Source organism: Sphingomonas sp. (assembly GCF_017744835.1).
Taxonomy (GTDB): domain Bacteria; phylum Pseudomonadota; class Alphaproteobacteria; order Sphingomonadales; family Sphingomonadaceae; genus Sphingomonas.
On sequence record NZ_JAGIAM010000008.1, the window covers coordinates 1 to 23,556 of the forward strand.

Sequence of the window (23,556 nt, forward strand, 5' to 3'; positions counted from 1 at the left end):
CACCCTCGCAGACGGCCTTCGCCGCACCTTCGCTCGCAGTGGTCCCCTTCGACGACATGGCGACGGTGTCCGGCTGGAATCATGCGCACGATCTGCTCGATCACGGCTTCGCCTGATCGGGCAGCCGCCCCGCGGCTCTTGGGTTAGATCACCCGCGTCATGAAGCGCGAGAAGGGGTCTTCCTCATAGTCGCCGAACGGCCCGCAATCGGTGAAGCCGAATTGGCGGTAGAGCGCGTGAGCCGGCTCGAACGCCGGGCCCGAGCCGGTTTCCAGGCTCAGCCGCCGGTACCCCCGCTCGCGCGCCACGCCCAGGATATGCCCAACCAGCGCCGCCCCGGTGCCCCGCCGCAGATGCTCGGCGGCGGTGCGCATCGACTTGATCTCGCCGTGCCCGGCATCGAGCTGCTTGAGCGCCCCGCAGCCGAGCAGGTCCTCGCCGTCCCACGCGCTCCAGAAGGTCACTTCCGGCGCGCGCAGCGCGGAGAGGTCGAGGAAATGGCAGCTGCCCTCGGGCGAGTTCGCCAGCATGCCGGCGAAATGCACCTGCAGCAGGGCGATCACCTGCGGCGTGTCGAGGCCCCCCTCGCGGATCTGCATCAGAGCTCGTCGATGAAGCCGGCGAGCGTGTCGAGACAGGCATGCGCGAGCACCTTGCACCGCGCCGGCGACCAGGCGAACTCGCGGTCCGCATTGGCCTCATGGTCCTTGAACGGCATCTCGAGCGTCATCGACACCGCGCCGAACCGCTCGGCGAGCTGGTTGGTCGACATCGAGAGATTGGCCTGGCCCGCGCCCGACTTCTCATAGCCCAGCGCGAGCTGGAACTCGGGCGTCGCCGCGGCGAGGCGGCGGGCGTATTCGGTGAACCTGGCGCCATGCGCGTCGGTCCAGCTCGGGATGCCCTCATAGCCCGCCAGGAAGTTGGCGGGGATCGCCTCGTCGCCATGGATGTCCATCGCGAAGTCGACGCCGGTCTCGTCCATGCGGTTGCGTACGGCGAGCACTTCCGGGCTGCGCTCGGGGGTGGGGGCGTGCCATTCGCGGTTGAGGTTCACTCCCGCCGCATTGGTGCGCAGATGCCCGCGGCGCGACCCGTCGGGGTTCATGTTGGGGATGATGTGGAAGGTCGCCTTGGCCCGCAGCGCCTGCGCCGTGGCGTCGCCCGCGTCGGTCAGCTTCTCCAGCGCGCCTTCCATCCACCATTCGGCCATGGTCTCGCCCGGATGCTGGCGGGCATAGAGCCACACCTGCCTGGGGCCTTCGCCCAGGCTCAGATAGTCGATCGGCTGCCCGTCCAGCGTCACGCCCAGCTCGCGGTGCGACACGCCGGGCAGCCCCGCGACTCGCGTCACCAGGTCGTGATGCCGCTCCATCGAATAGGGCGCGAAATAGGCGAACCAGACGATGTCGCTGTCGATCGCCCTGGTGAAGCTCAGCACGCCGTCGGCATAGCCGGTCTCGGTGGTGCGCCAGTTCTCGCGGTCGCTGCTCCAGCGCGCCTGGTAGCCGGGCCAGCCGAACGCATAGGCCGCGCCCGCCGCATTGAGGATGCGGAAGGTGAGCCTGCGCCCCTTCGCCCCCGCCACGCGGAAGTGGAACCATTGATAGAAGTCGGAGAGATGGTCCTTGACGATCTCGAGGTCGACGCAGTCGCCGTCGATGCCGACCAGGCGGATGTTGCCGCCGTCGAACGCGGCGTTGATCTGGATGCTCATCGGATCGTGGTAGTCACGCCCGACTCGCCTGGGAAGCCCCTGAACAACGCCTCGGCCAGCCGCGCCGCCTCGTCGCGCGGATCGCTGCCGCGCGCGCCGATCACCGAATCGGTGTTGGCCCGGCCTTCCCAGATCACCGTATTGTCGCTGCGCCGGCGCAGCTGCACCCACAGCTCGGAGCGCACCACCTGCCGCGTCCGGCCACCCACGCCGAAGCTCACGCCGCCGCCGATGCCCACGCCGCTGCGCCGCCCGCCGCTGAAGCTGCCTCCGCCGAGCCCGATCGAGACCGGCGGCTGCTCGCGGAACATGCCCGCGGGCGCGCGGAAGAAGGCGACTCCGGCGATGAAGCCTGCCGGCATCGTGCCGGTGGTCCGCGCGAATCCCAGCCGCGCCAGCTCGCCCGCCACGGCGTCAGCATAGAGCTCGAACTCGGGCCCCGGCGTGCCCTGGCCCTGCATCGGCTCGATCGTCACGCTCGTGCGCTCGAGCGGCTGGCCCAGGTGATAGCGCGTGACGTCGATCGGCGCGTGGCGCGTGGTGGTCGCGCAGCCGCTCGCGAGCAGGGCCGCGCCGATCAGGATCGCCAGGCTGGTGGTCTTCGTCATCGTTCCTCCCTCGGGCTCGCAGAGCGCTCGCCTCATCGCAGATCAACCCCGCCGGCGCGGACTCGTTCCGCCTTGACTTACCGGGCCTACGCTTATAGGCGGGCGCCTCTTTTCCGGCATTCCAGATAGTTTGAGAAGCGAATCGGTCATGAAGATCGTGAATTCATTGAAGTCGCTCAAGGGGCGGCACCGCGACAACCGCGTGATCCGCCGCCGTGGCCGGATCTACGTGATCAACAAGACCAACCGTCGGTTCAAGGCCCGCCAGGGCTAAGCCGTGGAGAAGCCCAGCGCCGTCATCTTCGATGTCGGCAATGTGCTCTTCCATTGGGATCCGCGGTTCCTCTACGAGCGCCTGATCGAAGACGATCGGGCGCTCGAAGCGTTTCTGGCGCAGGTCGTCACCAGGGAATGGCACTTCCAGCATGACGCGGGCCGTCCCTTCGCCGAGACTTCGGCGGAGCTGATCGCGGCCCATCCCGAGCATGCAGATCTGATCGCCGCCTGGGGCCCACGCTTCAACGATTCGGTCGGCCCCGCGGTCGAGGGCATGGCGGAGATCGTGCGCGAGCTCGATTCGGCCGGCGTGCCGCTGTTCGCCATCACCAATTTCTCGGGCGAGTTCTGGGGCCCTTGGGTCGCGCAGCACCAGGAGCTGTTCGGCCGCTTCCGCGACGTCGTCGTCTCGGGCGACGAGAAGCTCGTGAAGCCCGATCCCGCGATCTACGACCTCGCGCTCCGCCGATTCGGCCTCGCCGGCCCCGACGCGGTCTTCGTCGACGACAACGCCGCCAACATCGCCGGCGCACGCGATGCCGGCATCCACGCCGTTCTCTTCACCAATGCCGCGGACTTCCGCGCCGAGCTGGTCCGGCTGGGGCTGCTTGGCTGACGCGCGGGATTCGTGTACATGGTGTACACGATCGGAGGCGCGCAATGGAAATGTCGGTCCGCGAAGCCCGCGCCAATTTCGCCGCCGCGATCGAAGCGGCGCAAAAAGGCGAGCGCGTCGTCATCACCAGGAACGGCAAGCCCGTCGCCGAGCTGGGTCCGCCGAGCCCGCCCAGGAAAGGCTTCGATTTCGAACGCGCGGAGCGCGTGCGCAAGGAGCTGGGGCTCGACAAGCTCGGGGTCGACGATCTCTGGCCGCCCGAGTTCGATGATCCGGCGTTCAGCCGCAAGGTGTTGGGCCTCGACGACAATCCCGATCTCTAGCCGTAATGAGGCTGCTGCTCGACACGCATTTCCTCATCTGGGTCACCAACGCGCCCGAACTGCTCCGCCCGCGCGAGCGCGTGGCGCTGAGTGGTGATGCCGATCTGCTCGTCTCCAGCATCTCCCTGCTCGAGATACGGCTGAAATGGCGGGCGCTTGAGACGCGCGGAAAGCCGCACAACGCGCTCAGCCCCGCAAAGGCGCTGGCGCTGATCGGTGAGAATGGGCTGGCGCTGGTCGAGCTGGCAAGCTTGGACATCGCCGCCGAACTCGTGCCGCCGGTCGCCCACACCGATCCCTTCGACGAGCTCCTGCTGCTCCACGCCCAGCAGCTAGGCGCGAAGCTGCTGACGCGCGACGGGCGCCTGCGCGATCACCCATCCGCCTATCGCTTCGCCTGAACCCTCAGCTCTCGGTCGGCCCCGTGTAGTTCTTCAGCTCGTCGCCGACGATCGTCACCACGTGGAGCACGTTGGTCGAGCCCGGCGTCTTGAACGGCACGCCGGCGCAGACCACCACGCGGTCGCCCGCGTCGGCCAGCTTGTGGCGCAGCGCCATACGCTTGGCCTTGGCGACCATTTCCTCGAACGATTCGACGTCGCGCGTGTGCACCGCGTGCGTGCCCCACAGCAGCCCGGTGCGGCGCGCGGTCTCGAGCTTGGGCGTCAGCACCATGATCGGCACCGTCGGCCGCTCGCGGGCGATTCGCCGCGCGGTCGAGCCCGACAAAGTGAAGCAAACGATCGCAGTCGCCGACACGGTCCGCGCGATGCTCTTCGCCGCCTCGGCGAGCGCGTCGGCGGTGGTCGGGTCGGGCCGCGTCACGGTGAAGTGGACACGGTCGCCGTGCGCGGGGTCGCGTTCGACCGCATCGGCGATCGAGTTCATCATCGCCACCGATTCGCACGGCCATTTGCCCGCGGCGCTCTCGGCCGAGAGCATGATCGAATCGGCGCCGTCATAGACCGCCGTCGCCACGTCCGAGACTTCGGCGCGGGTCGGCGAGGGGCTCTCGATCATCGATTCGAGCATCTGCGTCGCCACGATCACCGGGCGGCCCAGCCGGCGCGCGGTCTCGACGATCCGCTTCTGCAGCGGCGGCACGCTCTGCGGCGGCAACTCGACGCCCAGGTCGCCGCGCGCGACCATCACGCCGTCGCACTGCTCCATGATCTCGTCGAGCCGCGCGATGGCGGAGGGCTTCTCGATCTTGGCGAGCAGAGCCGCCTTGCCGCCGATCAGCCGGCGCGCCTCCATCAGGTCTTCGGGCCGCTGCACGAAGCTCAGCGCGATCCAGTCCGCGCCCTGCTCGACGGCGAAGGCCAGGTCGCTGCGGTCCTTCTCGGTCAGCGCGGCCATCGGCAGCACCATGTCGGGCACGTTCAGGCCCTTGTTGTTCGAAAGCGGCCCGCCGACCTCGACCACCGTGGTCAGCCGCTCGGGCGTTGCCTCGGTGACGCGCAGCACCAGCTTGCCGTCGTCGAGCAGCAGCCGCGCGTCGGCGTGCGCCGCCTCGAAAATCTCGCGGTGGGGAAGCTGCACGCGCGTCGCGTCGCCCGGCGCCGAATCGCGGTCGAGGACGAAGGTCTGGCCGCGCTCGAGCAGTATCTTGCCCTCGGCGAACTTGCCGACGCGCAGCTTCGGCCCCTGCAGGTCGGCCAGGATCGTCGTCGGCCGGCCCAGCTTCTTTTCCAGCCCGCGGATCGCCTCGAACAGCGGCACCTTGGATGCCTGGTCGCCGTGGCTCATGTTGATGCGGAAGGCGTCTGCGCCCGCTTCGAACAGCTGCTGGATCATCTCCGGGGTGTTGCTCGCGGGACCCAGGGTCGCGAGCACGCGGACCTTGCGGGAGCGGGGGCGGATCGCCTTGGTCATGTTCTTCCCATCCTTGTGCGCGCCCGCCTCTAACCACTAATGCGGGCGGATCAACCATGGAGGTGCAGGTGCCCACGCTCGAAACGCTGGACGACGCAACGGCGGCCAAGGCTTTTCGTCGGCTCGTCCGCCATTTGCGGCATCGTACCGATGCGCAGAACATCGATCTGATGGGGCTGGCCGGCTTCTGCCGAAACTGCCTCGCCGACTGGATCGTCGAGGCCGATCCGTCGCTGTCGAAGGACCAGGCGCGCGAGATCGTCTATGCGATGCCCTTCGACGAGTGGAAGGCGCGCCACCAGCTTCCGGCGACGCCCGAGCAGCTCGCGCGGATGGAGGAGAGCATGATGCGCAACCATGTCGAGGCGAAGCTCGACGACGCGCTCGACGACAGCTTCCCCGCCAGCGACCCGCCCTCGCTCACCGATCCCAGCCGCTGACGGCCAAGCGCCGCACGGGGCTTGAGCCGCGCCGCGGCGTCCACTAATCGCGCCGCTTTCCCGATTTCACGATTCCACGGAGACGAACTTGTCCGATAACATTTCCGCCGAGCAGCTGCGCCTCCTCATCGAACGCATCGAGCGTCTCGAGGAAGAGAAGAAGGGCATCGCGGACGACATCAAGGACGTTTACGGCGAAGCCAAGTCGACCGGCTTCGACGTCAAGACGATGCGCACGATCGTCCGCCTGCGGAAGATGGAGAAGCATCACCGCGACGAGGCAGAGATGCTGCTCGAGACCTACAAGCAGGCGCTCGGCATCTGACCCGTCCCATGCCGCTTCCCGGCACCGGCCGGGGGCAGCATGTCGTTTCCGCCGAGCGTTTTCGGTTCGCGCAAGGGCGCGAAGACGCAAGGCGTTTGGTTCACGCGGAGGCGCGGAGCCGCGGAGAATGCTTGCCGCGCCAGCGACCCTTCTTCACGGCAGTCCGGCTAGGCTCGGAGGTGAGGGGGGGTCCGGCGCTTCGCGCAAGGTCTGCAACTCCGCGTCTTCGCGCCTTTGCGTGAAACAGCAAAACCCCGCCATTGCCCCAAGCCCCACCGCTGGCTTAGAGACCCTCGCAATCGACTTTCCCAAAGAGAGCGCAATGGCAGGCCATTCCAAGTTCAAGAACATCATGCACCGCAAGGGCGCGCAGGATAAGAAGCGCTCGAGCATGTTCTCCAAGCTCAGCCGCGAAATCACCGTCGCGGCGAAGATGGGGCTTCCCGATCCCGACATGAACCCGCGCCTGCGCGCCGCGATCAACGCGGCCAAGGCGCAGTCGATGCCCAAGGACAATATCCAGCGCTCGATCGACAAGGCGAGCAAGGGCGATGCCGAGAATTACGAGGAAATCCGCTACGAGGGCTTCGGCCCCGGCGGCGTCAGCCTGATCATCGAGGCGCTGACCGACAACCGCAACCGCACCGCCACCAACGTGCGCACCGCGGTCTCGAAGAACGGCGGCAACCTCGGCGCCAGCGGTTCGGTCAGCCACGGCTTCGATCGCATGGGTCTGATCACCTATCCGGCGAGCGCCGGCGATGCCGAGAAGGTCTTCGAGGCCGCGCTCGAGGCGGGCGCCGAGGACGTGACGAGCTCGGAGGACGGCCACGAGATCTGGACCGCAATCGATTCGCTCCACGAAGTCGCCAAGGCGCTGACTCCGGTGCTCGGCGAATCCGAAGGCGCCAAGCTCGCCTGGCGCCCGCAGACGATGGTCGCGGTCGACGAATCCGACGCGGCGACGCTCCTCAAGCTCATCGACGCGCTCGACGACGACGACGACGTCCAGCAGGTCTGGGGCAATTACGAAGTTCCCGACGAAGTCATGGAGAAGCTGGGTTGATGACGTTCCCCTCCCGCTTGCGGGAGGGGTTAGGGGAGGGGCTATCCTCCTCTGGAGGCTCATGCATGGCTCAGCCCCTCCCCCGTCCCCTCCCGCAAGCGGGAGGGGGGCTTTGATCATCCTCGGCCTGGACCCCGGCCTCGGCACCACCGGCTGGGGCCTGATCCGTGCCGAGGGCAATCGCCTCTCGCACCTCGCCAACGGTCGCCTCAAGACCGACCCCCAGGCGCCGCTGCCCCGCCGCCTCGCGCATCTCGACGCGATGGTCGCCGCGCTCGTCGCCGACCATGCCCCCCAGGCCGCTGCCTGCGAGGAAGTCTTCGTCAACGCCAACGCCCAGTCGACGCTCAAGCTGGGCCAGGCGCGCGGCGTCCTGCTCTGCGCCGCCGCCCGCGCGGGCCTCGACGTCGGCGAATATGCCCCGAGCATCGTCAAGAAGGCCGTGGTCGGCACCGGCGCGGCCGAGAAGGCGCAGGTCCATGCGATGGTCGCGCGCCTGCTTCCCGGCGTGAAGATCGACGGCGCCGACGCGGCCGACGCGCTCGCCGTCGCCATCTGCCACGCGCACCACATGGCAAGCGCGCGGCGCGGGATCGGCTAGGCCGCCGCTCGCGCGGGCCCGTCGTCGTCGTTCGCGGCAGGCCTGCGCGCCGTCCGGGTCCACCGCGCTCGCCGCGTGCGCGACGCAGCGTGGGGCCGGACGAGCGTGCGCAGCACCTGCCACGCGCCTGCCGCAGCGCCGCCGACGACCACCACGGCGATGTCCAGGATCACGCCCAGGTCGATCGCCGCCAGCGCCGCGCCCAGCTCGGGAAGCGCCATGCCGTACATGACCATGCCCTCGTGCCCGATCACCCACCAGCACAGCAGCGCCACCAGCACGAGCGTCGCCGCCACCAGCACCGTGTTCCTGCGGATGCCCGACAGCGCGGCAGCGGGCTTCGCCACCATCCAGCGCTCGAGCCAGCGCCCGACGGGCGTTCCCTTGCCCGCGAGCAGCAGCGCCCACAGCCCGAGCAATATCGTCGCCAGTGTCATGATTCCCCCTCTTTGCGGCGCAAGATGGACGCTGTGCCGCCACGCGCAAGGACGGCAGGCAATTTTCGCTTTCCTACACGCGATTGTTCTGCTTATGTACCGGATGTGACCGAGACCGTCCGCCCTGGCATCCCTTCCGCGCGCGCGCTGCACGCCGGACGCGAAAAGGCTGAAAAACCGGGGGAGGGTGTGCACTTTGTCCACTTCCGCGCGGAAGGAACGCGCCGATGATCGCGCATCTGAAGGGCCTGCTCGCCGCGAGCGGGCCGGATCATGCGGTGATCGACGTCAACGGCGTCGGCTATCTCGTCGGCGCCTCGGCCAAGACGCTCGACAAGCTCGGCGGCACCGGCTCCGCGGTGACGGTGCACACGGTGATGCTCGTCGCCGAGGATTCGATCCGGCTGATGGGCTTCGCCACCGCCGACGAGCGCGACTGGTTCCGGCTGCTCACTTCGGTGCAGGGCGTGGGCTCGAAGGTCGCGCTGGCGATCCTGTCGCTGCTCACGCCGGATGAACTGCGTACCGCGGTCGCCCGCGCCGACGCGGCGACGATCGCGCGCGCCAACGGCGTCGGCCCCAAGCTAGCCCAGCGCATCGTCAACGAGCTCAAGGACAAGGCCGGCGGAATCGCGCTCGGCGGCGTCGGCGCGGCCCCGGTCCCGAGCGGCGGCGCCGCCGCCGACGCGGTCTCCGCGCTGCTCAACCTCGGCTTCAAGCCCGCCGAGGCGAGCACTGCGGTCAACGCAGCCAACGACGAGCTCGGCGACGGCGCCACGCTCGACGCGCTGGTGCGGCTCGCGCTCAAGAAGGCCGCGCGTTAGGTTCGATTGGGACGACGGCGGCAGGGGCTTCTCCCCGAGGCCCGACCGGTCCCTTGCAATGTAGGATTTCGCCTGCTCAGGTCGATGCGCTGCCGCTTGGCCGCCGCTCTTTGACAAGGTGAGACGCGCTCCGGACGAATGCGCGTTCGGACTGCACCACATGCGGTTTCGCGTCCCCGCGCTAACCATCGCGCCAACCATCGCGATAGTGTGACCCTGGTGTGACCTTTGGCTGCGAACGATGCGCGCGAACGCTATTGGCCGCCTCGACTTTCCTTTGCTGCCGGTCAGGCCTACACCGGCCTCGCGGGGGAAAAGGAGAACGGCATGAAACGGCTTCTTCTCTTGTCGAGCGCGTTGATGCTCATCGTACCCGATATCGCCATGGCCATGCAGCGTCCCGAGCGGCCGGACCGCCCCGGCTCGTCGCAGCAGCGGCCGCCACAGGCGCGTCCGCCCGCCAACCGGCCGCCCGCCGCGCGGCCACCCCAGCGGCCGTCGCGCCCGCCCACCGCACGCCCGCCGCAGCGGCCTCCACGCCCGCCGGTCGCGCGGCCTCCGCACCGTCCGGGCCAGGGGCGTCCGCCGAACTTCCGGCCGATCCGCCGTCCGGGCTGGAGCTATCCGCGCGGCTGGAGCTATCGCCGCTGGCGCGCCGGGCTGATCCTGCCCTCGCTGTTCTGGTCGAGCCGCTATTTCTTCAGCGACTATGGCCTGGTCGGCCTCGGCGCGCCCCCTCCGGGACATATGTGGGTGCGCTACGGTCCCGATCTGCTGCTGGTCCGTCGGCGTGACCGGCGCATCGTCGACGTGATCTACGACGCCTTCTTCTGACGACGCGGGGATGCGGCCGGCATCGCACCTCGACAGAGGGGCATGCGAACGGTTAGAGAACATCTGACCATGACCGACGCCGACCGCATCCTCACCGCTTCCCGCCGTCCCGAGGACGTGGACGCGGCGCTCCGTCCCAAGCGGCTCGACGAATTCGTCGGCCAGAAGGCCGCGCGCGAGAACCTGCGCGTGTTCATCGATGCCGCCAAGTCGCGCGGCGACGCGCTCGATCACGTCCTCTTCTTCGGACCCCCCGGGCTCGGCAAGACCACGCTCGCGCAGATCATCGCGCGCGAGCTGGGGGTGGGCTTCCGCGCCACTTCGGGCCCGGTGATCGCCAAGTCGGGCGACCTCGCCGCGCTGCTCACCAATCTCGAGGACGGCGACGTCCTGTTCATCGACGAGATCCACCGCCTCAATCCCGCGGTCGAGGAAGTCCTCTACCCCGCCATGGAAGACCGCGCGCTCGACCTGATGATCGGCGAGGGCCCCTCCGCCCGCTCGGTGCGGATCGACTTGCCGCGCTTCACTCTGGTCGGTGCCACCACGCGCCAGGGGCTGCTGACCACGCCGCTGCGTGATCGCTTCGGCATCCCGGTGCGGCTGCAATTCTACACGGTCGACGAGCTCGAGCGCGTCGTCACCCGCGCCGCCAATCTGCTCGACCTCCATGTCGCGCAGGACGGCGCGCACGAGATCGCTCGCCGCGCGCGCGGCACGCCCCGCATCGCCGGCCGGCTGCTCCGCCGCGTGCGCGACTTCGCCAATGTCGCCGGGGTCGCCACCGTCGACGCCAGGACCGCCGACGCCGCGCTCACGCGGCTCGAGGTCGACGCGCTCGGCCTCGACAATATGGACCGGCGCTACCTCATGATGATCGCCGACATCTACAAGGGCGGGCCGGTGGGCGTGGAGACGCTCGCCGCCGGCCTGTCCGAGCCGCGCGACACGATCGAGGAAGTGATCGAGCCCTATCTGATCCAGATCGGGATGATCGCCCGCACCGCGCGCGGCCGCTGCCTCAATGCCGCGGGCTGGAAGCATCTCGGGCTCAATCCGCCGCCCACCGCGCAGGAAGGGCTGTTCGACTGACACCGGGGGTTTCCCCGCGCCGAAGCGTTGGTTAAGGCCGGGTGCATGGAGGCTCTACCCGCGGTCGGCCGTTTCGAAGGCCCTGAGCACCAGTTCGTCCTGCGCGTCTATTTCGAGGACACCGACCTCACGGGAGTCGTCTATCACGCCAATTACCTCAGGTTCATGGAGCGCGCCCGCTCCGACATGCTGCTCGCGGTCGGCATCGACCAGCGCGCGGCGTTCGAGGGCGGGGAGGGGGCCTATGCCATCCGCGGGCTGCGGCTCGATTACCGCGCGCCTGCCCGGCTGGGCGACGAGCTCAAGGTTGCCAGCCGACTGATTTCGTTGCGTGCCGCGTCCGTTCTCATTCAGCAACGAGTCATGCGCGGCGAAACCATAGTGGCCGAAGCGGAAGTCGAGGCGGCGTTCGTCTCCCCGTCCGGTCGGCCGCGGCGCCAGCCGACCGAATGGGTGGCGGCGTTCGAACCGTTGCTGTGGAAGGGGATCTGATCTCGACATGGAATTCATGAGTACCGACGCTGCGACTCTGTCGCCCATTGGCCTGTTCCTCCAGGCGGACTGGGTGGTCCGCGGCGTGATGATCGGTCTGCTGCTCGCAAGCCTTTGGACCTGGGCGATCATCCTCAGCTTCGGCTTCCGCGTCGGCGGAGTGCGCAAGGGGATCGACCAGTTCGAGACCGAGTATCGCGAGGCCGACGACATCGACGAGTTCCATCGCCGCATGGCGGTGCGCGACCAGCCGATCGCGCGCGTCTTCTCGGCCGGCGTCACCGAATGGCGCCGCTCGACCTCGGGCAAGTCGATCGACCGCGAGGGCACGCGCGAGCGGCTCGCGACTGCGATGGGCGCCACCATCGCGCAGGAGATCGATCGTCTCGCCGACCGGCTCAATTTCCTCGCCACGGTCGGCGCGGTCGCGCCGTTCGTCGGGCTGTTCGGCACCGTCTGGGGCATCATGCGCAGCTTCACCAGCATCGCCGCCGAGCAGAATTCGTCGCTCGCGGTGGTGGCTCCCGGCATCGCCGAGGCGCTGTTCGCAACCGCGATCGGCCTGTTCGCCGCCATCCCCGCGGTGATCGCCTACAATCGCTATTCGCACCGCATCAACCGCGTCGAGGCGCGCCTCAACCGCTTCGCCGACGGCTTCCACGCCACGCTGAGCCGGCGCCTGGAGATGGAGGCGTGAGGCTGGCGCAGCTTTCTCCCCTCCCTTTCAAGGGGGGGGATCAAGGGGTGGGTGCGCGCGTCTGCGCGCCCCAAAAGACTCTTCGCCCGGCACCGAAGCGCCAGTGGGGCATCGAGCCCCCCTGCCGCTTATCCACCCCCAACCCCTCCCTTGAAAGGGAGGGGCGGTAACGGTGGCCATGCATCTCCCCTCCAACAAGGGCCGCGGCCGCCGCGCGCCGATGGCGGACATCAACGTCACCCCGCTCGTCGACGTGATGCTGGTGCTGCTGATCATCTTCATGGTCACCGCGCCTTTGCTCACCGCGGGCGTGCCCGTGAACCTGCCCGAGAGCCGCGCCAAGGCGCTCGACCAGGAACAGAAGCCCGTCCAGATCGCGATCGACGAAAAGGGCCAGGTCTTCGTCGATGACGCCCCCGTCACCGACGAGGCGCTGGCAGGTTCGCTCGAGCAGATCGCCGGCCGCACCGGCGCCGACGGCAAGCCGCCACTGATCTACCTGCGCGCCGACCAGGGGCTCGGCTATGGCAAGGTGATGCGCGTGATGGGCGAGCTCAACCGCGCCGGGCTTAACCGCGTCTCGCTCATCACCAACGCCGCGAGCAAGTGAGGGCCGCGGCGATGACTCGGTCCGAAGCAGGCGCGCTCGGCATTGCCGCGATCGGCCATCTGGTGCTGTTCGGGCTGCTGTCGGTCGGCTTCCTCGCCACGCCCAATCCGAAGAAGCTCGAGAGCGTGCCGATCGAGGTGTCGCTCACCGATCAGGTGGGGCTGGAGAGCCAGGCGCCGGTGCCGCACCACGAGGATGTCGCGGCCAAGCTGTCGCCAGTCGAAGCGCCGATCGAGCCCGAAGTCGCGCCGCCCGAGCCCGTGGTCCAGCCCGAGCCGCAGCCGATCGTCAAGCCGCAGCCGGTGCCGCTCAGGCCCGCCCCCGCCCCTGAGGCGCGCCCCGCGCCCAAGCAGCCCCCGGCCAAACCCGCTCCCCCCGCACCGGCCAAGGCGCAGCCCCAGCCGAAGCGCGAGGTCCGCGCGAGCGGCGCGCTCGAGGGGATCATCGCCGGCCTCAAGGACACGCCGAGCGAGAGCAAGGCGACCACGCCGCCCGCCGCCAAGGCAGGGCCTGCGGTCCAGTCCGCGCTCCGGGCCGAGGTGCTGCGCCAGATCAAGCCGCACTGGAGCCCGCCCAGCGGCGCCGATTCGGACAAGCTGCGCACCACGGTTCAGGTCCAGCTCGATCGCAGCGGCGCGATCGTCGGCCAGCCGCGCGTGAGCCAGACCGGCGTGACCGCCAGCAATCGCGTCCAGGCCGATCTCCACCGCGAACGCGCGATCCGTGCCGTGCGGCTCGCCGCGCCGTTCAAGCTCCCCGCGCAATATTATGACGCGTGGAAAACCATAGCACCGACATTGTACGAGGGTTTGTGACGATGAAGGCTTCTACCTTTGGGGCGCTGCTCCTGCTCTCCGTGAGCGCCGTTCCGCTGGCCCATGCGCAAGGGGTCGAGCAGGTGCCTCCCGCCGCGGCCCCGCAGGATGCCGGCCAGGAATCGGTGCTCCGCGTCGACGTGACCAACCAGGCCGCGCAGGACCTCGTCCTGGCCATCCCGGCGCTCCCCACCGCGCAGATCGCCTCGACCGCTGCCGGCTCCACCGACGAGCTCGGCCGCAAGCTCGCGCAGGTGATCGACGACGATCTGCGCAACACCGGGCTGTTCAAGACGCTCGGGCCCGGCGCCGCACCTTCGGTGCCCTTCGCGCAGGTGACCGCGCCCGATTACGCCGGCTGGAGCAGCCGCTCCGCGCAGGCGCTCGTCCAGGGCTTCGTCCGCGCCAACGGCAACGGCAGCCTCACCGTCGGCTGCTACCTCTACGACGTCGCGCTCCAGACCGAGCTGGTCCGCCAAGGCTTTGTCGTCTCGCCGGGCGAATGGCGCCGCGCCGGGCACAAATGCGCCGACGCGATCTACACTCGCCTCACCGGCGAAGGGCCCTATTTCGACAGCCAGGTGGTGTACGTCGCCGAGCAGGGGCCCAAGAACAAGCGCCGCAAGCAAATCGCGATCATGGACCAGGACGGCGCCAACCATCGCTTCCTGACCAATGGCCAGAACATCGTGATCACGCCGCGCCTGTCGCCGCGCCAGAACGCGATCGTCTACATGAGCTACGAGGGCCGCCGTCCGTCGATCTGGGTCTATGACATGGCCGCGCGATCGAACCGCCGCCTGGTCTCCAACATGACGCTCAACTTCGCGCCGCGCTTCTCGCCGGACGGGCGCTACATCCTCTTCTCGATGTCGGTCGGCGCCAACACCGACATCTATCGCGTCGGCGTGGGCGGCGGCGAGCCGGAGCGGCTGACGACTTCGCCCGGTATCGATACCGGCGGCAGCTATTCGCCCGACGGCTCGAAGATCGTCTTCGAGAGCGACCGCGGCGGCACCCAGCAGCTCTATGTGATGAACGCCGACGGCTCGAACCAGCGCCGCATCAGCTTCGGCGGCGGCCGCTACGCCACGCCGGTGTGGAGCCCGCGCGGCGACATGATCGCCTTCACCCGCCAGGGCGGCGGCGCCTTCCGCATCGGGGTGATGAATCCCTCGGGCGGCGGCGAGCGGCTGCTCACCGACAGCTGGGGCGACGAGGGTCCCACCTGGTCACCCAACGGTCGCGTGCTGATGTTCTTCCGTTCGGCGCAGGGCTCGGGCCGCCCCGACCTCTGGTCGGTGGACCTCACCGGCGCCAATGCGCGCAAGATTCCGACGCCGCTCGACGGATCCGATCCCCATTGGGGTCCGATCCGCCCCTAGGCGCATTTTCCGCCCGATACATTGATCAAAGAGAGGAGATGACGATGGCCAAACTCACCACCAGCCTGGTGCTGGCAGGGGCGCTGGTCGCGACCGCGGGTTGCGCCAAGAAGAAGCCCGAGGTGCTTCCCCCGGCGCCGGCCGAGAATGCAGGCCCGGCCGCCGATACCGGCGATGCCGATCAATATGGCTCGAACGCGCTCAACGAGCGCTTCAAGCGCGAAGTGACCAGCGACACGGTCCATTTCGCGCTCGATCAGTACGACATCGATCCGCAGGCACGCGCGATCCTCGATAGCCAGGCGCAGTGGCTGACCGCCAATCCCAACACGCGGATCACGATCGAGGGCCATTGCGACGAGCGCGGCACGCGCGAGTACAACCTTGCCCTCGGCGATCGTCGCGCCAATGCGGCCAAGAACTATCTCGCCGCCCGCGGCGTCTCGCCGTCGCGCATCACCACGATCAGCTACGGCAAGGAACGCCCGATCGCGCTCGGCTCGGACGAGTCGAGCTGGGCCCAGAACCGCCGCGCGGTGACCATCGTCATCAGCTGAGGCGTTACGGGAGAGGGGCGCGCGTCCCTCTCCCCCTTTGCCAAGCTCACTACCCTCTCCCCGCGGCCGGGGAGGGGGTTTTCTATTGCCTCCTGCGCAAAACCGATATAAAAGTGATATCATATTAACGGGAGGCACGAATGACGGACAATCGTGGCGCCGCACCCGCCCTGCGGCAGAGCAATGAGCGTGAGGCGCGTACCCTGAGCGGCTATGGCATGCTGCTCGCGTTGCTGTTGCCGGTCGCGGGCGTGGCGCTGGCGATCAGCCAGATCGATCGCGTCGCCGACGGCCTGGTCGTCCTGCTGCTGTTCGTGTCGGCGCTGCTGTTCGTGTTCGTCGTGGTCGGCTTCTATTTGCTCCAGCCCAACCAGGCTGCGGTCATCCTGCTGTTCGGCGCCTATCGCGGCACCGATCGCACGCCGGGGCTGCGCTGGACCTGGCCGTGGATGCTCAAGCGCAAGATCTCGGTGCGCGCCAACAACATCATTTCCGAGCGGATCAAGGTGAACGACCTGCGCGGCAACCCGATCGAGATGGCGGCGCAAGTGGTGTGGCGCGTGACCGACACTGCCCAGGCGCTGTTCGACGTCGACGATTACCGCGCGTTCGTGACTGCGCAGATCGAGGCCGCGGTGCGGACGATCGGCTCGCGCTACCCCTATGACGATTTCGAGCATCAGGAAGTCACGCTGCGCGGCAACCACGACCAGGTCGGCGTGGAACTGCGCCAGGAGCTGATTGCGCGGCTGACCGTCGCCGGCATCACCGTCGACGAATGCGGTTTCACGCACCTTGCCTATGCGCAGGAGATCGCCGGCGCGATGCTGCGCCGCCAGCAGGCGCAGGCGGTGGTCGCGGCGCGCCAGACGCTGGTCGAAGGCGCGGTCGGCATGGTCGAGATGGCGCTCACCCAGCTCTCGGACAAGCATGTGGTGGAGCTCGACGACGAGCGCCGCGCCGCGATGGTGTCGAACCTGATGGTGGTGCTGTGCGGCGAGCGCGACACCCAGCCGGTGGTCAACACAGGCTCGCTCTACCAGTAAGGCAGTCGGCGTGTCGCAACCCTCGCAGAAAAAGGCATTCCCCCTGCGCCTCGATCCCGCGCTCTATGCGGCGATCGAGCGCTCGGCGGCGGGCGACCTGCGAAGCGTCAACGCCCAGGTCGAGTGCCTGCTGCGCGAGGCGCTGAGCCGGCGCGGGGTCAGGCTTGCGGAGCCGGTGCGGGCCAAGCGTGGCCGCCCGGCGAAGAAGGCGGAAGGAGACGAGGCATGATCATGATGGCATTGCACACCGGTCGGCGGCGGCGTCCCTGGCTCTTCGCGTCGGCGGCGCTGCTGCTGGCCGCAGGCGTGGCGATGGCGCTGTGGTGAGCGGCGCACCCCGGCCGCCGATCCGCCCCGGCTATTGGTTCCGCCCCAAGCGCTTCGGCTGGGGCGCCACGCCCGTGACCTGGCAGGGCTGGGGGGCGACCCTCGTGATGGTCGTGCTCGCGGCGCTGCTTGCCAATACCGCCCAGCACCGCGGCCAGATCTGGCTCCTGCTGCTGGTCCCGCTGATCGGTGGTTTCATCTGGCTCGTCTGGGCCAAAACCGACGGGGAATGGTCGTGGCGCTGGGGCGGTCGGGATTGATGCCGGGGGCGCAGGCAACGCCGAATTAACCGTGATGGCGTAGGCGGCGAGCATGGCCGCCGCCGCACCGCGCCTCCATCGCCACGATATCGCCGCCGCGCTCGGCCTCGCGCTGTTGCTCGGCCTCGCCTGGACGCTGCGCGGCTGGAGCGATCTCTCCGCCCTGCGCCTGCCCGACACCGACGATGTGATGCGGCTGCAGCAGATCCGCGACTGGATCGCTGGGCAGGCATTCGGCGACCTCGCGCAGCACCGGCTCGGACCGGCGCCGGGACTGGAGATGCACTGGTCGCGGCTCCCGGATCTGGTGCCCGCCGCCTTGATCACCGGAATGACGCCCTTGCTCGGGCGGCATGGTGCCGAGGTAATGGCGGTCGTCGCCTGGCCCGTGATGCTGTTTGCAGGGACGTTGCTGCTCACCGCCGCCATCGCCCGCGCACTCGGCGCGTCGGGGGCGCTTGCCGCGACGCTGGGTGCGCTCGCCTACCCGGCGACGAGCCTGTTCATGCCGGGCCGGATCGATCATCACAGTCTCCAGCTCCTGTTGCTGCTCGTCGTAGTGCGCAGCCTCGTGGGACGCGGCACTGCCCGTGCAGGGCTTGCCGCCGGCATCGCAACCGCGGCCTCGTTCGCAATCGGCCTCGAGACTGCGCCGCTGTTGGCGCTGGCCGTCGCTGCTGCGACGCTCCTCTGGGTCCGGGATGAGGACGGCGCGCACGCTCGCCTCTGCGGCTATGCGGTGGGGCTGGTGCTTTCGCTTGCCGGCGCGGCTGCGCTGCTCCGCACCCGCGGCTGGACCTATCCCGCCTGCGACGGCTTCACCGAGAACTTCTGGCGCGCGGGGCAGTTCGCCGCGGTGGCGCTGCTGGCGCTCGCCGTTTTCGGCTTCGGCTTGCACAGCCGCCGCGCGCGGCTCTTGGCAGCGGTCGCAGCCGGCGCGGCCGCTTCCGGCGGAGCGTTGCTCCTCGCGCCCGACTGTCTCCATCCCTACGGCCATGTCGATCCGCTGCTTGCGCGGTTCTGGCTGTCGCACGTTGAAGAGGCGCAGCCGCTGTTCGCCGCCCCGACGGCGCACGCGATCGGCTATGCCGGCCTGATGCTCGCCGGCATCGCCGCGAGCCTGTTTGCCTGGCGACGCGAGCGGGGCATCGGTTGGGCGGTGCTGCTCGCATTCCAGCTCGGCGCACTCGCACTGACGCTCGCGCAACTCCGCGGCGCCTATGCGGGCGCGCTACTCGCGGCGCCGGCGCTTGCCGCGTTCATCGCGAATGCGCGGGCACGGGGCGTTCTGCCGCTGGCGGGGGCCTGGTTCGCCTCCACCGGCTTGCTCTACCCGATCGCCGCGCAGGCGCTCGCGCCGCAAGCCGCCGCTCCTTCCGATACGGGATGCGATCCGTCGGCGGCACTTGCCCGATTGGCAAGCCTGAAGCCGGGCACGCTGCTTTCGCCGATCGATTTGGGGGCGAGGGCGATCGCCGCGACGCCCCATCGCGCCGTCGCCGGTCCCTATCATCGCAACACCGCCGGCAATCTGGCGATGTATCGCTTCTTCCTCGGCGGCGCGGCGCAGGCGCGCGCCACGGCGCAGGTGCTTCGAGCCGATTATGTGCTGCTCTGCCCGCGCGACCTGAGCGAGGCCGGTCCGCCCGCGCCCGACAGCCTGTTGGCGGCGCTCCGCCAGGGCACGCCGCCGCATTGGCTCGAGCCGATCCGCGTCCCCGGGGGCGCGCTCCTGTACCGGATCGCGACTTCCGAAGCCCAGGACGCACCTCGCTAGCCCGCTTGCGGTCCCCCTGCCTGCTCCCCTAAAGCGCGGCGATGGACAGGGGCGACGCGTTGCAGTGGTGGCAGACACGGTGGTTCGTGGCATTCGCCACGCTTGTCGCCATCGTTCCGCTGCTGTGGCCCGACATTCCGCCGCTCGTCGATCTGCCCGGGCACATGGGGCGCTACCGCGTCCAGCTCGTCTACGAGCAGTATGCGCATCTGCGGCAATGGTATAATTTCCAGTGGAGCCTGATGGGCAACCTCGGGGTGGATCTGCTGATCATCCCGCTGGCCCCGATCTTCGGGCTCGAGCTCGCGGTCAAGCTGATCGTCATCACCATCCCCGCGATGACCGTCGCGGGCCTGCTGATGATCGCGCGCGAGGTGCATGGCCGCATTCCGGCGACGGCGCTGTTCGCGCTGCCGCTCGCCTATGCCTTCCCCTTTCACTTCGGCTTCGTGAACTTCGCGCTTTCGATGGCGCTCGCGCTGATCGCCTTCGGCTGGTGGCTGCGGCTGGCGCGGCTCGGGTACATCAAGCTCAGGCTGGTCCTGTTCTTCCCGGTCTCGATGCTGATCTGGGTGACGCACGCCTTCGGCTGGGGAACGCTGGGCGTGCTCGCCTTCTCGGCCGAGCTCATCCGCCAGCACGACCTGCGCCGCGATCCGGCGCGGCCCTGGTACCGCGGCGTGGTACGCGGCTGGGTCGTGCCGGCCTTCCATGCCGGGCTCCACTGCCTGGTGCTGGCACCGCCGATCCTGCTGATGCTGGTGTGGCGCAGTGGCGGCCATGTCTCGGGCCAGACCGGGGACTGGTTCAACTGGCGCGCCAAGGTGCTCTGGGTCGTGCAGGTGTTCCGCGATCGCTGGCAGCTCTTCGACATCGCCAGCATCGGCGTGCTCTTCCTGCTGCTGTTCAAGGCCGTGCGCGATCCGAACATCCAATATTCGCGCAACCTGGCGCTGTCGGGCCTGTTCCTGCTCGCGGTCTACATCCTGCTGCCGCGGATCGTGTTCGGCTCGGCCTATGCCGACATGCGGCTGGTGCCCTTCCTGCTCGCGATCGGCATCATTGCGATCCGGCCCAAGCCCGGGCTCTCGATGCGCGGGGCGACGACGGTGGCGGCACTGGGCCTTGCCTTCTTCCTCGTCCGCATCGGCGCGACGACCTACAGCTTCTGGCTCTACGACAAGTCCTTCGATCGTGAGCTCAGGGCGCTCGACCATGTGCCGCCGGGCGCGCGGCTCGTCACGTTCGTGGGCGAGACCTGCTACAACGAATGGAAGATGACGCGCCTCCAGCACGTGCCTGCGCTCGCGCTGGAACGCCGGCTCGCCTACACCAACGATCAATGGTCGATGGCGGGCGGGCAGCTGCTCACCGTGCGCTACCTTGCCGATCGTGATCGTCGCGCGCGCAGCTTCGTCCATGATCCCTCGCAGATCGTGACCGACGTCCAGTGCCCGCGCGAATGGTGGCGCCCGATCGCGCGCAGCCTCACTTATTTCCCGCGCGATGATTTCGATTACGTCTGGCTGATCCGCCCGCCCAAATATGACCCGCGCTTCGAGCAGGGGCTGATACCGGTGTGGCGCGACGGCACGAGCGCGCTGTTCCGTGTCGATCACAGCCAGCCCGGTCCTACGCTGGAGCCCGGCGACCTGCCGGTGCCCAAGCCCGAGGCGCAGATCATGCTGGGTGACGGCCGCCAGCCGAGCCTGCTCAACAGCAACTAGGGCATATCGACATTCAGCCTAACGCGCTCCCTTCCCTTTTGGGGAGGGGAGACGAATGTCGATACAACCCAGGCCCCCCGGCGCAAAATCTTGCCGCTTGCAAAATAGGATTTGGCCTGAAACAGAAGGGGAACGCTCTTTCTCAATCTGAATATAATCGGCGTCTCGCGCGCACACGCACACGCACACGCACGCGCGCAGGCACGTACGCACGCGCATGCGCCCGCGTTGGGGTGTCCACTTTGTCCACTTCCGCCGTGTCAACTTCCGGCATCGCCCCACCGGATCGGCCGATGGCCGGCCCCGCTCGAACCGCCGCGATAGTGTGACCTTGGTGTGACCTTTGGTCGCGCAGGATGCGCGGGGCGGCGCGATAGCGTAACGCGCTCCCCTCCCTGAAAGGAAAGGGAGATGAATGTCGATACAACCTAATCGCCGCGCCGGAAGGGCGTCATTTCGCCCAGCCACTCCTGCTCGCGCTCCACTGCCTGGCGCTCGCGCTCGAGGAAATCGGCGACGGCGCGGCGGAAGCTGGGATCCGGAATATAGTGGGCGGACCAGGTGGTGACGGGCGCATAGCCGCGCGCGAGCTTGTGCTCGCCCTGCGCGCCCGCCTCGACTCGCGCCAGCCCGCGCGCGATCGCCGCGTCGATCGCCTGATAGTAGCAGAGCTCGAAGTGGAGGAACGGCACTTCCTCGACTGCGCCCCAATAGCGGCCGTAGAGCGCGTCGGCCCCGATCAGGTTGAGCGCGCCGGCGATCGGCCTTCCGTCGCGCTCGGCGAGGATCAGCAGCACTTCGTCGGCCATTTCCGCGCCAAGCAGCGAGAAGAAGTCGCGCGTCAGATAGGGGCGGCCCCATTTGCGCGAGCCGGTGTCCTGGTAGAAGGCCCAGAAGGCGTCCCAATGCGCCTCGGTGATTTCGGCGCCGGTCAGGTGCCGGATCGTCAGCCCCTCCACTGCCTGCGCGCGCTCCTTGCGGATCGCCTTGCGCTTGCGGCTGGCGAGCGCGCCCAGGAAATCGTCGAAGCTGGCATAGCCCTGGTTGTGCCAGTGGAACTGCGTTCCTGCCCGAGTCAGCCATCCCGCCGCTTCGAACCAGGGAAGCTGCTCCTCGGCGAGGAAGGTCACGTGCGCCGACGAGAGGCGGTTCTGGTCGGTCACTGCCTCGATCGCCGAGATCAGCGCTGGCGCCATCGCCGCATCGCGCAGCAGCAGCCGCGGCCCCGGCACCGGTGTAAAAGGTACCGCTACTTGCAGTTTCGGGTAATACCGCCCCCCCGCCCGCTCCCAGGCATCGGCCCAGCCATGGTCGAAGACATATTCGCCCTGGCTGTGCGACTTGGCATAGGCTGGGGCGATCGCCGCCGCGCGCCCGTCGGACCCGTCGATCACGATCGGCAGCGGCTGCCATCCCGTCTGCACGCCCGCCGAGCCCGATCGCTCGAGGATGTCGAGAAAGGCGTGGCGCACGAACGGATTGCCGCTTCCCGCGCACGCATCCCACTCGTCCGCTGGGATCGAGGCGACGCCGTCGGCGATTCGGGCCGTGATGGGGGAGGACCGCACGGGGCGAAGATAGGATGCGATCGCCGTCGGCGCGAGGGCTAGCCGGCGTCCCGCGCTGTCTTGAGCGCGCGGCCCCACCAGATCAGTTCGTCGAACAGATGGCCCGTCCAGCGCAAATCCTTGTCGTCGGGCTCGAAGACGCCGTCCTTCACCTTGCTCCACACGCCCATGATGTGCACCGATGCTTCGAGCGGTGCGGTCTGCAGTTCGCGCGCCACGCAGGTGAGCTGCTCGATCGAGCGCGCGCCGCCGTTGCCACCATAGCCGACGAAGGTCATCGGCTTGCGGTTCCACTCGGCATAGACGAAGTCGAGCGCATTCTTGAGAACCGCGGGCGCCCCATGGTTGTACTCGGGCGCGATCAGCACATAGCCGTCGGCGCTTTCTACCTTCGCGGCCCAGCGGAGCTGGAGCGGATCGGTGTAGCCGCCCGCCGCGGGCGGCTTGGCGAAGGCATAGAAGGGCAGGTTCCAGTCCTTCAGGTCGATCAGCTCGCACGCAAGCTCTGGGCGCGAGCGGGCCTGCTCCAGCACCCATTTGCCCACCGGTTCGGCCATGCGCCCTTCGCGCACGCTGCCCATGATGATGAGGATCTTGAGCGGATCGGTCATGCGCGGGCTCCTTCTTTGGGCTTCAAACGTTTCTGCGGGAAACACGGTGCTTCCCGCAACGCACAAATTCCTGTAGGGGCCCGCCAACTTTTTCCAGGAATTCGATCATGAACCTCCGCAACGTGGCGATCATCGCGCACGTCGACCATGGCAAGACCACGCTCGTCGACCAGCTCTTCCGTCAGTCCGGCACCTTCCGCGACAACCAGCGCGTCGAGGAGCGCGCGATGGATTCGAACGATCTGGAAAAGGAGCGTGGCATCACGATCCTCGCCAAGCCGACCTCGATCGACTGGAACGGCACCCGCATCAACATCGTCGACACGCCCGGCCACGCCGACTTCGGCGGCGAAGTGGAGCGCATCCTCTCGATGGTCGACGGCGTGATCCTGCTGGTCGATTCGTCGGAAGGCGCGATGCCGCAGACCAAGTTCGTCACCGGCAAGGCGCTCAAGCTCGGCCTCAAGCCGATCGTCGTCGTCAACAAGATCGACCGTTCGGACGCGCGGGTGCAGGAAGTGCTCGACGAAGTATTCGACCTGTTCGTCACGCTCGAGGCCAATGACGAGCAGCTCGACTTCCCGGTGCTCTACGCCTCGGGCCGCAACGGCTATGCCTCGGACGATCCCGATGCGCGCGAAGGCACGCTG

30 protein-coding genes are annotated in these 23,556 nt (G+C 68.4%); 23 read left to right on the plus strand and 7 right to left on the minus strand.

Annotated features, from left to right (window positions below):
• Positions 1-143: 143 nt before the first annotated feature.
• From J7500_RS18360 to J7500_RS18370, 3 genes are read right to left on the minus strand one after another with little or no spacing between them, the layout of a single operon-like run.
• Positions 144-599, minus strand: a complete 456-nt coding sequence (locus J7500_RS18360; protein ID WP_294063562.1) for a GNAT family N-acetyltransferase — start codon at positions 597-599, stop codon at positions 144-146.
• Positions 599-1,717: a M14-type cytosolic carboxypeptidase gene (locus tag J7500_RS18365; RefSeq protein ID WP_294063565.1), complete on the minus strand. Its 1,119-nt coding sequence runs from the start codon at positions 1,715-1,717 to the stop codon at positions 599-601. Before J7500_RS18365 ends, J7500_RS18360 begins: the two co-directional genes overlap by 1 nt.
• Positions 1,714-2,325, minus strand: coding sequence for a DUF4136 domain-containing protein (locus J7500_RS18370; RefSeq protein ID WP_294063568.1), 612 nt, complete (start codon positions 2,323-2,325; stop codon positions 1,714-1,716). Before J7500_RS18370 ends, J7500_RS18365 begins: the two co-directional genes overlap by 4 nt.
• 148 nt (positions 2,326-2,473) lie before the next feature.
• On the opposite strand from J7500_RS18370, the gene ykgO reads away from it, so the two are divergent.
• From ykgO to J7500_RS18390, 4 genes are read left to right on the plus strand one after another with little or no spacing between them, the layout of a single operon-like run.
• Complete coding sequence (gene ykgO, locus J7500_RS18375) at positions 2,474-2,599, plus strand: type B 50S ribosomal protein L36 (protein WP_066482602.1); 126 nt, start codon at positions 2,474-2,476, stop codon at positions 2,597-2,599.
• A gap of 3 nt (positions 2,600-2,602) precedes the next feature.
• Complete coding sequence (locus tag J7500_RS18380) at positions 2,603-3,217, plus strand: HAD family phosphatase (RefSeq protein WP_294063577.1); 615 nt, start codon at positions 2,603-2,605, stop codon at positions 3,215-3,217.
• A 44-nt stretch (positions 3,218-3,261) separates the two neighbouring features.
• The gene (locus tag J7500_RS18385; protein WP_294063580.1) at positions 3,262-3,540 is read left to right on the plus strand and encodes a type II toxin-antitoxin system Phd/YefM family antitoxin; all 279 of its coding nucleotides are present in this window, start codon (positions 3,262-3,264) and stop codon (positions 3,538-3,540) included.
• Between the two features lie 5 nt (positions 3,541-3,545).
• Positions 3,546-3,941: a PIN domain-containing protein gene (locus J7500_RS18390; protein ID WP_294063583.1), complete on the plus strand. Its 396-nt coding sequence runs from the start codon at positions 3,546-3,548 to the stop codon at positions 3,939-3,941.
• Positions 3,942-3,945: 4 nt separating this feature from the next.
• On the opposite strand, the gene pyk is transcribed toward J7500_RS18390, so the two are convergent.
• Positions 3,946-5,415, minus strand: a complete 1,470-nt coding sequence (gene pyk / locus J7500_RS18395; RefSeq protein WP_294063585.1) for a pyruvate kinase — start codon at positions 5,413-5,415, stop codon at positions 3,946-3,948.
• A gap of 68 nt (positions 5,416-5,483) precedes the next feature.
• On the opposite strand from pyk, the gene J7500_RS18400 reads away from it, so the two are divergent.
• The 4 genes from J7500_RS18400 (at position 5,484) to ruvC (ending at position 7,847) form a co-directional block, all read left to right on the plus strand.
• Positions 5,484-5,855, plus strand: a complete 372-nt coding sequence (locus tag J7500_RS18400) for a DUF1244 domain-containing protein (RefSeq protein WP_294063587.1) — start codon at positions 5,484-5,486, stop codon at positions 5,853-5,855.
• Between the two features lie 88 nt (positions 5,856-5,943).
• On the plus strand, positions 5,944-6,180 hold the full coding sequence (locus tag J7500_RS18405) for a DUF2312 domain-containing protein (RefSeq protein WP_294063589.1): 237 nt from the start codon (positions 5,944-5,946) through the stop codon (positions 6,178-6,180).
• 322 nt (positions 6,181-6,502) lie between these two features.
• Positions 6,503-7,246, plus strand: coding sequence for a YebC/PmpR family DNA-binding transcriptional regulator (locus J7500_RS18410; protein ID WP_294063591.1), 744 nt, complete (start codon positions 6,503-6,505; stop codon positions 7,244-7,246).
• 112 nt (positions 7,247-7,358) lie between these two features.
• Positions 7,359-7,847, plus strand: coding sequence for a crossover junction endodeoxyribonuclease RuvC (gene ruvC, locus J7500_RS18415; RefSeq protein ID WP_294063593.1), 489 nt, complete (start codon positions 7,359-7,361; stop codon positions 7,845-7,847).
• Here the strand turns inward: ruvC and J7500_RS18420 are convergent.
• Complete coding sequence (locus J7500_RS18420) at positions 7,844-8,284, minus strand: hypothetical protein (RefSeq protein WP_294063596.1); 441 nt, start codon at positions 8,282-8,284, stop codon at positions 7,844-7,846. The two genes, ruvC and J7500_RS18420, sit on opposite strands and share 4 nt — an antisense overlap.
• A 227-nt stretch (positions 8,285-8,511) precedes the next feature.
• On the opposite strand from J7500_RS18420, the gene ruvA reads away from it, so the two are divergent.
• The 14 genes from ruvA (at position 8,512) to J7500_RS18490 (ending at position 20,727) form a co-directional block, all read left to right on the plus strand.
• Positions 8,512-9,108: a Holliday junction branch migration protein RuvA gene (gene ruvA / locus J7500_RS18425; protein ID WP_294063598.1), complete on the plus strand. Its 597-nt coding sequence runs from the start codon at positions 8,512-8,514 to the stop codon at positions 9,106-9,108.
• A gap of 327 nt (positions 9,109-9,435) precedes the next feature.
• A complete protein-coding gene (locus J7500_RS18430; RefSeq protein ID WP_294063601.1) occupies positions 9,436-9,942 on the plus strand; it encodes an RcnB family protein in 507 nt (168 codons plus the stop codon).
• 69 nt (positions 9,943-10,011) lie between these two features.
• Positions 10,012-11,034: a Holliday junction branch migration DNA helicase RuvB gene (gene ruvB, locus J7500_RS18435; protein ID WP_294063603.1), complete on the plus strand. Its 1,023-nt coding sequence runs from the start codon at positions 10,012-10,014 to the stop codon at positions 11,032-11,034.
• 45 nt (positions 11,035-11,079) lie between these two features.
• A complete protein-coding gene (locus J7500_RS18440) occupies positions 11,080-11,526 on the plus strand; it encodes a YbgC/FadM family acyl-CoA thioesterase (protein WP_294063605.1) in 447 nt (148 codons plus the stop codon).
• A 7-nt stretch (positions 11,527-11,533) separates the two neighbouring features.
• The gene (tolQ, locus tag J7500_RS18445) at positions 11,534-12,223 is read left to right on the plus strand and encodes a protein TolQ (RefSeq protein ID WP_294063608.1); all 690 of its coding nucleotides are present in this window, start codon (positions 11,534-11,536) and stop codon (positions 12,221-12,223) included.
• Between the two features lie 172 nt (positions 12,224-12,395).
• A complete protein-coding gene (tolR, locus tag J7500_RS18450) occupies positions 12,396-12,833 on the plus strand; it encodes a protein TolR (protein ID WP_294063611.1) in 438 nt (145 codons plus the stop codon).
• 11 nt (positions 12,834-12,844) lie between these two features.
• A complete protein-coding gene (locus tag J7500_RS18455; RefSeq protein ID WP_294063614.1) occupies positions 12,845-13,648 on the plus strand; it encodes a TonB C-terminal domain-containing protein in 804 nt (267 codons plus the stop codon).
• 2 nt (positions 13,649-13,650) lie between these two features.
• Positions 13,651-15,033, plus strand: coding sequence for a Tol-Pal system beta propeller repeat protein TolB (gene tolB, locus J7500_RS18460; RefSeq protein WP_294063617.1), 1,383 nt, complete (start codon positions 13,651-13,653; stop codon positions 15,031-15,033).
• 44 nt (positions 15,034-15,077) lie between these two features.
• Complete coding sequence (gene pal, locus J7500_RS18465) at positions 15,078-15,590, plus strand: peptidoglycan-associated lipoprotein Pal (RefSeq protein WP_294063619.1); 513 nt, start codon at positions 15,078-15,080, stop codon at positions 15,588-15,590.
• A gap of 140 nt (positions 15,591-15,730) precedes the next feature.
• The gene (locus J7500_RS18470; protein ID WP_294063621.1) at positions 15,731-16,636 is read left to right on the plus strand and encodes an SPFH domain-containing protein; all 906 of its coding nucleotides are present in this window, start codon (positions 15,731-15,733) and stop codon (positions 16,634-16,636) included.
• Positions 16,637-16,646: 10 nt separating this feature from the next.
• Positions 16,647-16,865, plus strand: coding sequence for a toxin-antitoxin system HicB family antitoxin (locus J7500_RS18475; protein WP_294063623.1), 219 nt, complete (start codon positions 16,647-16,649; stop codon positions 16,863-16,865).
• Positions 16,866-16,959: 94 nt separating this feature from the next.
• The gene (locus tag J7500_RS18480; RefSeq protein ID WP_294063624.1) at positions 16,960-17,223 is read left to right on the plus strand and encodes a hypothetical protein; all 264 of its coding nucleotides are present in this window, start codon (positions 16,960-16,962) and stop codon (positions 17,221-17,223) included.
• 52 nt (positions 17,224-17,275) lie between these two features.
• On the plus strand, positions 17,276-19,000 hold the full coding sequence (locus tag J7500_RS18485) for a hypothetical protein (protein ID WP_294063626.1): 1,725 nt from the start codon (positions 17,276-17,278) through the stop codon (positions 18,998-19,000).
• A 41-nt stretch (positions 19,001-19,041) separates the two neighbouring features.
• Positions 19,042-20,727: a hypothetical protein gene (locus J7500_RS18490; protein ID WP_294063629.1), complete on the plus strand. Its 1,686-nt coding sequence runs from the start codon at positions 19,042-19,044 to the stop codon at positions 20,725-20,727.
• A gap of 428 nt (positions 20,728-21,155) precedes the next feature.
• Here the strand turns inward: J7500_RS18490 and J7500_RS18495 are convergent, their stop codons facing one another.
• Positions 21,156-22,295 carry a GNAT family N-acetyltransferase gene (locus J7500_RS18495; RefSeq protein WP_294063631.1) on the minus strand — a complete coding sequence of 380 codons (1,140 nt, stop codon included), beginning with the start codon at positions 22,293-22,295 and terminating at the stop codon, positions 21,156-21,158.
• A gap of 38 nt (positions 22,296-22,333) precedes the next feature.
• On the minus strand, positions 22,334-22,906 hold the full coding sequence (locus J7500_RS18500) for an NADPH-dependent FMN reductase (protein ID WP_294063633.1): 573 nt from the start codon (positions 22,904-22,906) through the stop codon (positions 22,334-22,336).
• Positions 22,907-23,013: 107 nt separating this feature from the next.
• Between J7500_RS18500 and J7500_RS18505 the strand changes: the two genes are divergently transcribed.
• Positions 23,014-23,556: GTP-binding protein (locus J7500_RS18505; RefSeq protein ID WP_294063635.1), on the plus strand; the 543-nt coding region annotated here is incomplete at its 3' end.

Coding starts and splice junctions, on each gene's coding strand:
- J7500_RS18360 (WP_294063562.1), bottom strand. CDS start 599: ATGCAGATCCGCGAGGGGGGCCTCGACACGCCGCAGGTGATCGCCCTG.
- J7500_RS18365 (WP_294063565.1), bottom strand. CDS start 1,717: ATGAGCATCCAGATCAACGCCGCGTTCGACGGCGGCAACATCCGCCTG.
- J7500_RS18370 (WP_294063568.1), bottom strand. CDS start 2,325: ATGACGAAGACCACCAGCCTGGCGATCCTGATCGGCGCGGCCCTGCTC.
- ykgO (WP_066482602.1), top strand. CDS start 2,474: ATGAAGATCGTGAATTCATTGAAGTCGCTCAAGGGGCGGCACCGCGAC.
- J7500_RS18385 (WP_294063580.1), top strand. CDS start 3,262: ATGGAAATGTCGGTCCGCGAAGCCCGCGCCAATTTCGCCGCCGCGATC.
- J7500_RS18390 (WP_294063583.1), top strand. CDS start 3,546: ATGAGGCTGCTGCTCGACACGCATTTCCTCATCTGGGTCACCAACGCG.
- pyk (WP_294063585.1), bottom strand. CDS start 5,415: ATGACCAAGGCGATCCGCCCCCGCTCCCGCAAGGTCCGCGTGCTCGCG.
- J7500_RS18410 (WP_294063591.1), top strand. CDS start 6,503: ATGGCAGGCCATTCCAAGTTCAAGAACATCATGCACCGCAAGGGCGCG.
- J7500_RS18420 (WP_294063596.1), bottom strand. CDS start 8,284: ATGACACTGGCGACGATATTGCTCGGGCTGTGGGCGCTGCTGCTCGCG.
- ruvA (WP_294063598.1), top strand. CDS start 8,512: ATGATCGCGCATCTGAAGGGCCTGCTCGCCGCGAGCGGGCCGGATCAT.
- J7500_RS18430 (WP_294063601.1), top strand. CDS start 9,436: ATGAAACGGCTTCTTCTCTTGTCGAGCGCGTTGATGCTCATCGTACCC.
- ruvB (WP_294063603.1), top strand. CDS start 10,012: ATGACCGACGCCGACCGCATCCTCACCGCTTCCCGCCGTCCCGAGGAC.
- J7500_RS18440 (WP_294063605.1), top strand. CDS start 11,080: ATGGAGGCTCTACCCGCGGTCGGCCGTTTCGAAGGCCCTGAGCACCAG.
- tolQ (WP_294063608.1), top strand. CDS start 11,534: ATGGAATTCATGAGTACCGACGCTGCGACTCTGTCGCCCATTGGCCTG.
- J7500_RS18455 (WP_294063614.1), top strand. CDS start 12,845: ATGACTCGGTCCGAAGCAGGCGCGCTCGGCATTGCCGCGATCGGCCAT.
- tolB (WP_294063617.1), top strand. CDS start 13,651: ATGAAGGCTTCTACCTTTGGGGCGCTGCTCCTGCTCTCCGTGAGCGCC.
- pal (WP_294063619.1), top strand. CDS start 15,078: ATGGCCAAACTCACCACCAGCCTGGTGCTGGCAGGGGCGCTGGTCGCG.
- J7500_RS18470 (WP_294063621.1), top strand. CDS start 15,731: ATGACGGACAATCGTGGCGCCGCACCCGCCCTGCGGCAGAGCAATGAG.
- J7500_RS18485 (WP_294063626.1), top strand. CDS start 17,276: ATGGCCGCCGCCGCACCGCGCCTCCATCGCCACGATATCGCCGCCGCG.
- J7500_RS18490 (WP_294063629.1), top strand. CDS start 19,042: ATGGACAGGGGCGACGCGTTGCAGTGGTGGCAGACACGGTGGTTCGTG.
- J7500_RS18500 (WP_294063633.1), bottom strand. CDS start 22,906: ATGACCGATCCGCTCAAGATCCTCATCATCATGGGCAGCGTGCGCGAA.